Origin of the sequence: Acerihabitans sp., from assembly GCF_036398755.1 — a bacterium.
Taxonomy (GTDB): Bacteria; Pseudomonadota; Gammaproteobacteria; order Enterobacterales; family Enterobacteriaceae; genus Acerihabitans.
In genome coordinates, this window is the sequence record NZ_DASWOM010000087.1 from 1 (window position 1) to 10,896 (window position 10,896).

Consider the following 10,896-nt stretch of genomic DNA (forward strand, 5'->3'; position numbering starts at 1 on the left):
GTGTGCCATACTTTATCCTCGCCTCCAAGGGCGTCGCGCCAGACCCGCATCTGGTCGTCCACCCGATCGGCGGTACGGCGCAGGGCCAGTTCGCGCAGGGCAAACAGATTGCCTTTGCGGAAAAAATTCTCGATGGCCCGCTCGGCGCGATCGCCGATATACACCTTTCCCTCTTTCAACCGCTGGCGCAGATCGTCGGGGGGCAGATCCACCAGCACCACTTCATCGGCTGAATCGAAAAACGGATCCGGCACCGTTTCCCGTACCCGGATGCCGGTGACGCCGCTGACCACGTCGTTCAGGCTTTCCAAATGCTGGACATTGATGGTGGTGAGCACATCGATGCCGGCATCAAGCAATTCTTCAACATCTTGCCAGCGCTTCGGATGACGAGAGCCGCGCGCATTGGTATGCGCCAGTTCGTCCATCAGGATCACCGCGGGCTGGCGCGCCAGCGCCGCGTCCAGATCGAATTCCCGGTGGTGGTGCCGGCCGGTGGGCCGACGGGGCAATATGCCCAGGCCCGCCAGCAGGGCCTCGGTTTCCGCCCGGCCATGAGTTTCCACCACACCCACCAGCACGTCGAGCCCCTGCGCCCGCAGGCGGCGGGCCTCGGTGAGCATCGACCAGGTTTTGCCCACGCCGGCGCAGGCGCCAAAATAGATTTTCAGCCTGCCGCGCTGTTTATGGTTGACCTGGAGTAATAACGCGTCCGGATCGGGGCGCTGGGGTTCATCGTCGCTCATGACGGGTCCTTAAGGGTTGGGAACATTATCCAACGCCAGGTTAAGTTTCAGTACGTTTACCGTCGGTTCGCCGAGAAAACCCAGCAAAGGCCGCAACGTCTGTTGTTCAACCAACCGGCGCACCTGCTCCTGGGGCAGTTTACGCGTTGCCGCGACCCGCGGCACCTGCCACAGGGCGGCCTGCGGCGAAATATCCGCATCCAGGCCGCTGGCCGAAGCCGTCACCAGATCCACCGGGATTGGGCCGTCGGCCTTCGGATTGGCCGCGCGCAGCGCCGTCACGCGCTGTTTTACCGCCTCGTCCAGCGCCGGATTACTGGCGGCCATATTGCTGCCCGACGAGGCCAGTGGATTATAGGGCGTATCCCCGGTGGCCGACGGTCGACCCTGGAAATAGTCCGGCCGGGTAAACGTCTGGCCGATAAGCGCGGACCCCCGCGCCTCACCGCCGATGTCCAGCAATGAACCATTAGCTTGCACGGGAAACCACCACTGCGCCAGCTGGGTGGTTAACAAAGGATATACAACGCCGGTGATAAGCGTCAGCAGCACCAGTAAAATCAAGGCGGGACGTAATTGGCTCATGATGGTTCCTCTTAGCCCAGACCTAAAACGGTCAAAATCAAATCAATCAGTTTAATGCCGATAAAAGGTATCAGCAGCCCGCCCATACCGTAGATCCACAGGTTGCGGCGCAGCAGGGCGGCGGCCCCCATGGGGCGATAACTTACCCCATTCAGCGCCAGCGGGATCAGGAAGACGATCACCAGGGCGTTGAATATCACCGCCGATAATATGGCGGAGCCGGGCGAGTGCAGATGCATCACGTTAAGCCGGTCCAGCTGCGGATAGGTCACCGCAAACGCGGCCGGGATAATGGCGAAATATTTGGCGACGTCGTTGGCGATGCTAAAGGTGGTCAGCGACCCGCGCGTCATCAGCATCTGTTTACCGATATGCACCACTTCCAAAAGTTTGGTGGGGTTGGAATCCAGGTCCACCATATTGCCGGCCTCTTTCGCCGCCTGGGTGCCGGAGTTCATCGCCACCGCCACATCCGCCTGCGCCAGTGCGGGCGCATCGTTGGTACCGTCGCCGGTCATGGCCACCAGCCGTCCTTCGGCCTGGTATTGGCGGATTAACGCCAGCTTGGCCTCGGGCGTCGCTTCGGAGAGAAAATCATCCACCCCGGCTTCGGCGGCAATGGCGGCGGCGGTCAGCGGATTATCGCCGGTCACCATCACCGTCTTGATGCCCATTTTGCGCAATTCGGCAAAACGTTCTTTTATGCCGCCTTTAACGATGTCCTTCAGGGCCACCACGCCCAAAACCCGCGCATCCTCCGCCACCACCAGCGGCGTGCCGCCGGTGCGCGCCACCTCTTCCACCAGGCCGTTGACCTCGACGGGGAAGCGGCCGCCGTTGCTGTCGATATGACGGCGAATGGAATCCACCGCCCCTTTACGGATCATGCGCTGCTGTATATTCACGCCGCTCATGCGCGTCTGGGCCGAGAACGGGATAAAGGTCGCGTCCAGGCTTTGGAGATTACGCTCGCGCAGGTTGAATTTTTGCTTGGCCAATACCACGATACTGCGACCTTCCGGCGTTTCATCGGCAAGCGACGCCAGCTGCGCCGCGTCCGCCAGCAGTTCCTCACTGACGCCCGGCGCCGGCATGAAGCGGGTGGCCTGGCGGTTGCCCAGGGTAATGGTGCCGGTTTTATCCAGCAGCAGGACGTCGATATCGCCCGCCGCCTCCACCGCGCGCCCGCTGGTGGCGATAACATTCGCCGCCAGCATCCTGCTCATCCCTGCCACGCCGATGGCCGAGAGCAGGCCGCCGATGGTGGTGGGGATAAGGCAAACCAGCAGGGCCACCAGCACCGTAACGCTGACCGGCGCACCGCCCCAGGCCGAGAACGGATACAGCGTCGCCGTCGCCAGCAGGAAGACAATGGTCAGCGCCACCAGCAGGATGGTCAGGGCGATTTCATTAGGCGTTTTACGCCGCTTGGCTCCCTCCACCATGGCAATCATCCGGTCCAGGAAGGTTTCGCCGGGGTTGGCGCTGCATTTTATCACCAGCCAGTCGGACAAGATGCGCGTGCCGCCGGTTACCGAGGCGAAGTCGCCGCCCGACTCACGGATAACCGGCGCCGACTCACCGGTAATGGCGCTTTCATCCACCGATGCGCCCCCTTCGATGACTTCGCCGTCGCAGGGAATAATATCTCCCGCCTCGGCCAGCACCACATCGCCCTTGCGCAGCGCGTCGGCGGCCACTTTTTGGGTTGCGGCGCCGTAACGCGGCTCGGCAAGTTTTTTCGCCCAGCTGGTTTTTTTTACGCCCTTCAGGCTTTCCGCCTGGGCTTTACTGCGCCCTTCGGCCAACGCCTCGGCAAAATTGGCGAACAGTACGGTAAACCACAGCCAGAGGGATATATGGGCGGTAAAACCGGCGCTCCCCTCGGTCATGCCCGCCGCCATAAATACGGCCAGCAGCAGGGTGAGGATGCTGCCCAGGTAAACGACAAACATCACCGGATTGCGGTACTGCACGCGAGGATCCAGCTTTTTAAACGCATCCGTAAGGGCGACGCGCATCAGCGCTGCGTCAAACAGCGCTTTTTGTTGACGACTCATGGCTTCAAACTCCCGCGATTAATGACCAAGCAGTTGCAAATGTTCCGCCACCGGGCCAAGCGCCAGTGCGGGGATAAAGTTAAGCGCGCCGACCAACAGCACCGAGCCGATGACCAGGGCAATAAACAGCGGACCGTGCGTGGGCAAGGTGCCGCTGCCGACCGGCTGCACCTTCTTTATCGCCAGCGAGCCGGCAATGGCCATCACCGGCACAATCACCGCGAAGCGGCCCAACAGCATGGCGACCGCCAGCAACAGGTTCCAGAACGGGGTATTGGCGCCGAGGCCGGCGAAGGCGCTGCCGTTGTTATTGGCGGCGGAGGATACGGCGTACAGCACTTCGCTAAAGCCATGGGTGCCGGGGTTGAATATCCCGGCGCGCCCGGCCTCGGTCATCATGGCGAGCGCGGTGCCCAGCAGCGACAGGGCGGGGGTGACAAGGATCGCGATGGCGGTCATTTTCATTTCCCACACGTCGATTTTCTTACCCAGGTATTCCGGTGTGCGGCCGATCATCAGGCCGGCGATAAATACCGCCAGCAGTACAAACAGCAGCATGCCGTACAGCCCCGAGCCGACGCCGCCGAATATCACCTCGCCGATTTGCATCAGCCACATCGGCATCATGCCGCCCAGCGCGGTAAAGGAATCATGCATGGCGTTAACCGCGCCGCAGGAGGCCGCGGTGGTGATGACCGCAAACAGGCTGGAATTAAGGATGCCGAAACGGGTTTCCTTGCCTTCCATATTGATGGCGCTGTCCGCGCCTAATTGCAGCAAGTGCGGGTTGCCGTTAAGCTCCGCCCACATCACCACCGCTACCGCGGCGACAAACATCAGCGACATGGCCCACAGCAGGGCGTGGCCCTGGCGCCGATCGCGCACCGCGTTGCCGAAGGCAAAACACAGCGCCGCCGGGATCAGGAAGATGGCGATCATCTGGATGAAATTGGTAATGTAATTCGGGTTTTCAAACGGATGGGCGGAGTTGACGTTAAAGAAGCCGCCGCCGTTGGTGCCGAGCATTTTTATCGCTTCCTGCGAGGCCACCGGGCCCATCGGCAACGTCTGTTTCGCGCCCTCAAGCGTCGACAGGCTAAGATAATCGCTGAAATTTTGCAGGGTGCCCTGGCTGATGCTGACCAATGCTATCAGCAGCGAAAGCGGCAGCAGCACATACAACGTGATGCGCGCCATATCGCGCCAGGCGTTGCCGAGTGTCGCCACCGTACGGTTGGCGAAGCCGCGTATCAGCGCAAACGCCACGGCGATGCCGGTTGCCGCCGACAGGAAGTTTTGCACCGTCAAACCCACCATTTGGCTGAAATAGCTCATGGTGCTTTCGCCGGCATAAGACTGCCAGTTAGTGTTGGTGACAAAACTGATGGCGGTATTCAGCGCCAGGTGCCAGGACAGGGCCGGCAGATGCTGCGGATTCAACGGCAGGCGGTCCTGCAGCATCAATATTGCCAGCAGCACGATAATGCCGAGCAGGTTGAATAATAAAATGGCCAGCAGGTAGCCGCGCCAGCCCATATCCTGTTTATACACCCCGCACAGCCGCCATAACCGGCGTTCGATACCGGCGAAACCGGGGGCCGGACGGTCGTGGATCAATCGGGTCAACCCTTGCCCCAGGGGACGCGCCAGGATAAGCAATACGGCCATGTAGCTGAATATCAGCAAAAAAGCGCTGGAAGCCATCAGAATTCCTCCGCGTTGATCAGGGCATAAATCAAATAGCCCAACAGTAAAAACACCAGCACGATGCCGGTTATCAGAGCCATACTCACAGTGCACCTCCAGAGGAAATTCTCAGGTAGGGCGAGTGTAAATTTTTGTCTGAAAAGTTAATGTAAAATTACCGGCGCCGGGTGTAAAAATTTTATAAAAATAGCCGGCCAGGAACGAAATAAATAATTGATCTCAAGGAGCCGGCAGGCGATTATTATAAATATTTAATATGCCACTCTGGTTGAGGTCTGTTTTTATTGGGATAACAGCCCGTAGTGAGAATTTCATTCCGGGAAAATTAAATTCCCGCAGTATTTTTTATAAAAATCTTTATATTCCAGCTGCTATTCTTATCTTATATTCGGCACGCCGCATAGCGGCAAACCAACCAGGAATACTGAATCATCACTGAGTTTGCCACTTTCAGCTATCTGTGTGATGTGTTTATCATGCCGGAATATCGTGGCGCCGGCCTGGGCCGTTGGTTGATGAGCCGCTGGCTGGAGCAGCCGTTAATGTCGGCGTCAAGACGTATTATGCTACTAGCCACCTATGCTCCGTGGCTGTATGAAAAAATGGGTTATGAACAAATAAATAAAAGAAATGTTGTCTGGAGCATTTCCGGCGCTGATATTTATCTGGAGTCCGGGCCAGGAAATAAAAATCTTCTGGCGCACTAGCGCTGAATGGCGGCCGGGCCAGGATGCAAATTATATCGCTATCATAAAAAAGAGGTCGGCAAGGAAATGAAATATTTTGTCGTTAGCATCTGGTTGTTTGGCGCATGCCTGTCGGTATCCGGTTTGCTATGGGCGGTGTCGCCGGTTACCTGCCGCCGCGGCGGTTGAAACCCGACGCGGATTTTAAATGGACCGGCTTGTTTCTCAGCGCGCCGGCCAATGCCATAACGGCTCATCGTCCTCCGCGATCAGCGTTTCCCCCAGCCGTTTTTGCAGCACGATGGGCGTGATTGACGATGCCGCGCGCAACGCGTCAACCAGGGCCGGCGCATGGGAAACAATCACGATCTGCGTGCGTCGCCCCGCGGCGGTAATCAAGCGCGCCAGGGCCGGCAACAGCTCGGGATGCAGGCTGGTTTCCGGTTCATTAAGGATCATCAGCTCGGGCGGGCGCGGCGAATGCAGCGCCGCCGCCAACAGTAAAAAGCGCAGCGTGCCGTCCGACAGCTCCGCGGCCTTCAAGGGGCGCAGCAGCCCATCCTGCGTCATACGCAGCTCCAGATAACCGTCGTTTTGCGTGACGAGCAGGGCGGCGCCGGGGAAGGCGTCCTGGATAGTCTCGCGCAAATCCTCGGCAAAGCCGATTTCATAAATGGTCTGGATGGCGGCGGCCAGGTCGGCGCCGTCCCCGGACAGCACCGGCGTATAGGTGCCTATCTGCGGCCGGCGCGCCGGGGATTCGCGGTCGGTGCGCAGATGATCGTAAAAACGCCAGCCACGCATGGTTTCCCGCAGCATCATCAGCTCCGGCGCATTAAGCGGATCGATACAGTGCGTCATCATACTATCGAATACCGCCAGATGCTGGAACGGGGTTTGCCAGACGCCGCGATCATCGCGCACCCGCACCGCGGGTCCATGGCGATCCGCCAGGGCCGCGCTTTTGCTATACAACGGGCCATGCCAGACCACTTCGCTTTTGATATGCGGATCGCGAAAAAACATCGCTTTATCCGGGGGCAGATTGCGCTTCTCCGGCAAACCCAAATCCATGGCGTAACCAAAGGTATCACCGGAAAACCCCAGCTTCAGGCTGACCGGCGCCTGCCGGGACTGGGATCCTTGTACCGCAAGGGTGCCGCTTATCATCGCGCGCGAAAAGGTTTCCGGGCCGGCCCACAGCGTGGATGCCAGGCCGCCGTCGACCGCCAGCGACTGCACGATACGGTCCTGGGCGATATCGGCCAGGAGATTCAGCGCGCGGTAGATACTGGATTTGCCTGTGCCGTTAGGCCCGGTTATCACGGTGATTTGCCCCAGCTCCACCACCAGGTTACGTAGCGAGCGATAGCCGGAAACGGCAAGCAGGTTAATCATCAGGATATGACTCCACGGCTGACGCGACGGTTAAACGATACCACGGAACAAACGCCATTTGCCTGCGTTTCACACCAGGCGGCGCCGTGACGGCGGCGTTAACGTGGCGTGCGGGTGAAGCGCCGGGCATCGCGCGCGCCGGCAAGACAACGGTTGAACATAAAATCAGGTAAACGCCGTAGAGGGTTTTGGCATTTATTTGGTAGCGTTATTGCCAATGTTTTGGGCCTGTCGCCGCCGGGGAAGGGAAAGGGATATGTTTGCTAATTGTCAGTTATTCGGCCTGGATTTGGCGTTTCCCGACGTCTGCCTGACGCCGATGCCGCTTCCCGTGCCGGTTCCTTATCCCAATATGGCGCTGGGCTGCATGGCGACGCCGCATACCTATACCATCCTGTTCGGCGGACTGCCCGCGCACAATATGGCGACCCTGACCTATGCCAGCTTCGGCGACAACGCCGGAATTAACCTGGGGGTGATGTCGGGCACGGTAATGGGCGCCTCGCGTCATCTGACCGGCGCGTTTACCACCCTGATCAAAGGCTCTCCCGCTACCCGCATGACCAGCCTAAGCCTGCAGAACGGCACCAATATGGTGGGTATGCGGCTGCTTCCCAGCCAGTTGAAAATCATGATGCTCGGATTATAACCTCGGCCGGTAACAGGACTCTTTTTATGCCCCCACTGTTTTTCCTGCGCCGTTTACCCGGCATTCTGGCGTTAATCATCTGTATCACCGCCTGCGCGCCGGCAGGAAAAACGCCGGACGGGGAGGGTGGCGACGATCGTCTGGCGTTGATTGTCCGCGGCCGGGTGAATAACGGATCGCCGTTAAAAATAACCCTACTTCAGCTCACCGATCCCAGCCGTTTTTTGTCGGCCGGCTATGAGGATCTGCAGCATGACGCGCACACCACGCTGCGCGGGCAGTTGCATGCCGGCGAGCAAATTTTCCTGCTGCCCGGCGATACGTTCCATTCCTTGCCGCTGGCGGGGGCCGGCGGCGTCCGTTACCTGGGCATGTTTGCCGAGTACCAGGATCTTGCCCATAAACGCTGGCGGCTGTTAGTGCCCCTGCCGCCGCGCCCCGCGCCATCGCTATGGGCTATGCTCCGGCCGCCGCCGCCCCGTGCGATCCGGGTTGCCATCACGACAGACGGTTTGCAGGAAATGAATGATGAAAAATAACCATAAAGTGCTGTGGGTTGAGGGGATGTTCTTGCGTCCTCATCATTTTCAGCAGGCCGAAGCCTATCTGGAGCAGCGCCAGTGGGACCTGCGCGAAGGCCTTTACCGCTGGGGGTTTTCCACCCTGCGGGTGGATGAAAGCCTGCTGGCGCTGGGCAAGGTGGCGCTGGCCGCCGGCAGCGGCATCCTGCCGGACGGCACACTGTTCGATTTTGCCGACGCCTGCGACGCGCCGGCGGCGCTTGATATCCGCGCCGGCTGCGCCGGATTAACCATCGTACTGGCGCTGCCGGTACGTCGGGTGGGGCGGGACGCGGTCATTTTTAGCGAGACGGCCGATTCGCTCGCCCGTCACCTGGCCTTTGAAAAAGAAGTCAATGATGTCAACGCGCTTTCCGTGGGCGGCGCGAAGATACAGTGCGGCAGGCTGCGCCTGCGTCTGCTGCCGGAAAATGAGCTTAACGGCGAATGGATAGCCATGGGCGCGGTACGGGTGCGGGAAAAGGATCGGGACGGCTGCGTGTTACTGGACACCGGCTACATTCCCCCCCTGCTGGACAGCCGCGCCAACCCGGCGCTGCGGGAATGCGCGCGGGAACTTGCGGGATTGCTGCAACAGCGCCGCCTGCGGCTGGGCCGCCGCCTGCAGCAGCGCGACGAGGGGCGGGATATGGCGGCGGACCTGATGCTGCAGGCGCTTATCCATCGGTTCAGCGCCGGGGTGGATCACCTGATGCGCGCCCCGGGCGCGCATCCCGAACGGTTGTTCGCCGCATGGCTGCCGTTTGCGCTGGAACTGGCGGTATATCGTGCGCCGCATGCCTTTGAAGGCGACATTCCGGTTTATGATCATGAGGATATCGGCGGCTGTTTTCACGCCCTGATGTCGCTGCTGCGCCAGGGACTGTTCATCGCGCTTGAAGACAGCGCCATTTCCCTGCCGCTGACCGAGAAAATGCCGGGCCTGACCGTGGCCACCCTGCCGGATAAAGAGATGCCGGACAGGTTCGAATTTGTGCTGGTGGTGGCGGGACTGGAGTCCGGGGCGCAAAGCAACGCGTTCCTGGCGCAGATCAAGATTGCGCCGGCGTGCCGGATCCGCGACGTGGTGCAACTGCAATTGCCGGGCATTCCCTTGCGGCCCCTGGCGCAGGCGCCACGCCAGTTGTCTTGCCGTGCGAACGCCAGTTGCTTTGCCCTGGAAAATGGCGGCGCATTATGGCCGCAGTTGGCGAAAACCGGCGTCTTTGCCCTCTACCTGACCGACGAGTTCGCCCGGCTGGATATCGCGTTATGGGCCATAAGACGCCAATCGCCGCCGGGCGGCCCACAGCCATGACCAGCCCGGATCCCATGCGCCGCGCGCAACCCAACCGGCTGCTGGCGGCGGCCGATCCCCTGCTGAACGCCTTGGCGCATTTTCGCTACGCGCCGCCGCCCGTGGAACCCGGGGCGCTACGGCTGCGGATGATCGATGAAGTGCGCCGCTTCGAGCAGGCCTGCCAGGAGGCGGGTCTGGGCTATAACCTGGTCATCGGCGCGCGTTACTGTCTGTGTACCGCCCTGGACGAAGCGGTGGCGCTGACCTCCTGGGGGCAAGGCAGTCTCTGGGCGGGCAACGGCCTGTTGGTGGCGTTTCATAATGAAACCAACGGCGGCGAGAAGTTTTTCCAGCTGATGGCGACATTGCTGCAACAGCCCGAGCAGCATATCGATCTGCTTGAGCTGCTCTATTTCTGCTTGCTATTGGGCTTCGGCGGGCGCTATCGCGTCATGGAAAACGGCATTTACCGGCTGGAAATCCTGACCCAGCGGCTGGCGCGGCAGATTCGGGGCGTCAGGGGCGAGTACGCCCATTCCCTGAGTGAACCGCGCGCGGAACAACCCGCGTCGCGGCGGGCATCCAGGGGGCGGCTGGCGCCGCCGCTCTACGCCCTGCTGGGCGGCATGCTGCTGTGTTCGCTGTATATCGTCCTTAACCACCGGCTGGACGCGGCCGCCGGCCGGGTGCAAAACATGCTGTTCAGCCTGCCGTTGCCCAAAGCGCCCCCGCCGGTGGCGGGGATGTCGCTGGCGGAGCTGATGCAGGCCCTGGCGGCGGATATTGCCGCTCATCGCGTGGCGGTGTCCCTGCGGGATGAGCAGGGGATTATCACGCTGCGCGGCGGCGACCTGTTCGCCTCCGCCTCAGCCCGTCTTGACCCGTCATACCAAGAGGTTATCCGCCTTATTGCAAGGTATCTGGCGCAGACCGACGGCGTGGTAACGGTGCGGGGACATAGCGATAACCAGCCGATCCATGGCCAGGCGTTTGCCTCCAACCACGCGCTGGCGCTGGCGCGCGCCGAAACCGTCGCCCTGATGCTGCGCCAGGCGTTGGGCCAGCCGGGGCGGGTGGTGGCGCAAAGCGCCGCCGGCCAGACGCCGCTGGTGCCGAATACCACGCCGGAAAATCGCGCCCTTAACCGACGCGTCGATATCGTATTTACCCTGGCCGGCGGCGACATCCAATGATGCGGAGAGCAC

At 60.7% G+C, this 10,896-nt stretch carries 10 protein-coding genes and 1 pseudogene; 5 read left to right on the forward strand and 6 right to left on the reverse strand.

What is annotated here, in order from left to right; translation table 11 throughout:
• The 5 genes and pseudogenes from VGC33_RS14345 to kdpF all read right to left on the reverse strand — a co-directional run.
• Window positions 1-746: pseudogene (locus VGC33_RS14345) on the reverse strand (two-component system sensor histidine kinase KdbD); the annotation flags it as partial.
• A gap of 9 nt (window positions 747-755) precedes the next feature.
• Window positions 756-1,331 (reverse strand): potassium-transporting ATPase subunit KdpC, encoded by a 576-nt coding sequence (gene kdpC / locus VGC33_RS14350; RefSeq protein ID WP_331121447.1) that lies wholly within the window; start codon window positions 1,329-1,331, stop codon window positions 756-758.
• A gap of 11 nt (window positions 1,332-1,342) precedes the next feature.
• Window positions 1,343-3,391 (reverse strand): potassium-transporting ATPase subunit KdpB, encoded by a 2,049-nt coding sequence (gene kdpB / locus VGC33_RS14355; RefSeq protein ID WP_331121448.1) that lies wholly within the window; start codon window positions 3,389-3,391, stop codon window positions 1,343-1,345.
• 18 nt (window positions 3,392-3,409) lie between these two features.
• Window positions 3,410-5,095, reverse strand: coding sequence for a potassium-transporting ATPase subunit KdpA (kdpA, locus tag VGC33_RS14360; RefSeq protein WP_331121449.1), 1,686 nt, complete (start codon window positions 5,093-5,095; stop codon window positions 3,410-3,412).
• Complete coding sequence (gene kdpF / locus VGC33_RS14365; protein ID WP_331121450.1) at window positions 5,095-5,184, reverse strand: K(+)-transporting ATPase subunit F; 90 nt, start codon at window positions 5,182-5,184, stop codon at window positions 5,095-5,097. Before kdpF ends, kdpA begins: the two co-directional genes overlap by 1 nt.
• A 372-nt stretch (window positions 5,185-5,556) precedes the next feature.
• On the opposite strand from kdpF, the gene VGC33_RS14370 reads away from it, so the two are divergent.
• Complete coding sequence (locus tag VGC33_RS14370; RefSeq protein ID WP_331121536.1) at window positions 5,557-5,805, forward strand: GNAT family N-acetyltransferase; 249 nt, start codon at window positions 5,557-5,559, stop codon at window positions 5,803-5,805.
• Between the two features lie 204 nt (window positions 5,806-6,009).
• On the opposite strand, the gene VGC33_RS14375 is transcribed toward VGC33_RS14370, so the two are convergent.
• Window positions 6,010-7,182 carry an AAA family ATPase gene (locus VGC33_RS14375; protein ID WP_331121451.1) on the reverse strand — a complete coding sequence of 391 codons (1,173 nt, stop codon included), beginning with the start codon at window positions 7,180-7,182 and terminating at the stop codon, window positions 6,010-6,012.
• Between the two features lie 256 nt (window positions 7,183-7,438).
• Between VGC33_RS14375 and VGC33_RS14380 the strand changes: the two genes are divergently transcribed.
• From VGC33_RS14380 to icmH, 4 genes are read left to right on the forward strand one after another with little or no spacing between them, the layout of a single operon-like run.
• A complete protein-coding gene (locus VGC33_RS14380; RefSeq protein ID WP_331121452.1) occupies window positions 7,439-7,831 on the forward strand; it encodes a DUF4150 domain-containing protein in 393 nt (130 codons plus the stop codon).
• Window positions 7,832-7,857: 26 nt separating this feature from the next.
• Window positions 7,858-8,370: a type VI secretion system lipoprotein TssJ gene (gene tssJ / locus VGC33_RS14385; protein WP_331121453.1), complete on the forward strand. Its 513-nt coding sequence runs from the start codon at window positions 7,858-7,860 to the stop codon at window positions 8,368-8,370.
• Window positions 8,360-9,709 carry a type VI secretion system baseplate subunit TssK gene (gene tssK / locus VGC33_RS14390; protein WP_331121454.1) on the forward strand — a complete coding sequence of 450 codons (1,350 nt, stop codon included), beginning with the start codon at window positions 8,360-8,362 and terminating at the stop codon, window positions 9,707-9,709. Before tssJ ends, tssK begins: the two co-directional genes overlap by 11 nt.
• Entirely contained in the window at window positions 9,706-10,884 is a 1,179-nt protein-coding gene (gene icmH, locus VGC33_RS14395; RefSeq protein WP_331121455.1) for a type IVB secretion system protein IcmH/DotU, read from the forward strand. The genes tssK and icmH overlap by 4 nt, the downstream gene beginning before the upstream one ends.
• The last annotated feature ends 12 nt before the right edge of the window (window positions 10,885-10,896 follow it).

Bases quoted from the DNA above. Each gene is read 5' to 3' on its own strand.
- kdpB (WP_331121448.1), bottom strand. From the start codon at position 3,391: ATGAGTCGTCAACAAAAAGCGCTGTTTGACGCAGCGCTGATGCGCGTC.
- kdpA (WP_331121449.1), bottom strand. From the start codon at position 5,095: ATGGCTTCCAGCGCTTTTTTGCTGATATTCAGCTACATGGCCGTATTG.
- tssK (WP_331121454.1), top strand. From the start codon at position 8,360: ATGAAAAATAACCATAAAGTGCTGTGGGTTGAGGGGATGTTCTTGCGT.
- tssJ (WP_331121453.1), top strand. From the start codon at position 7,858: ATGCCCCCACTGTTTTTCCTGCGCCGTTTACCCGGCATTCTGGCGTTA.
- VGC33_RS14380 (WP_331121452.1), top strand. From the start codon at position 7,439: ATGTTTGCTAATTGTCAGTTATTCGGCCTGGATTTGGCGTTTCCCGAC.
- VGC33_RS14375 (WP_331121451.1), bottom strand. From the start codon at position 7,182: ATGATTAACCTGCTTGCCGTTTCCGGCTATCGCTCGCTACGTAACCTG.
- kdpC (WP_331121447.1), bottom strand. From the start codon at position 1,331: ATGAGCCAATTACGTCCCGCCTTGATTTTACTGGTGCTGCTGACGCTT.
- icmH (WP_331121455.1), top strand. From the start codon at position 9,706: ATGACCAGCCCGGATCCCATGCGCCGCGCGCAACCCAACCGGCTGCTG.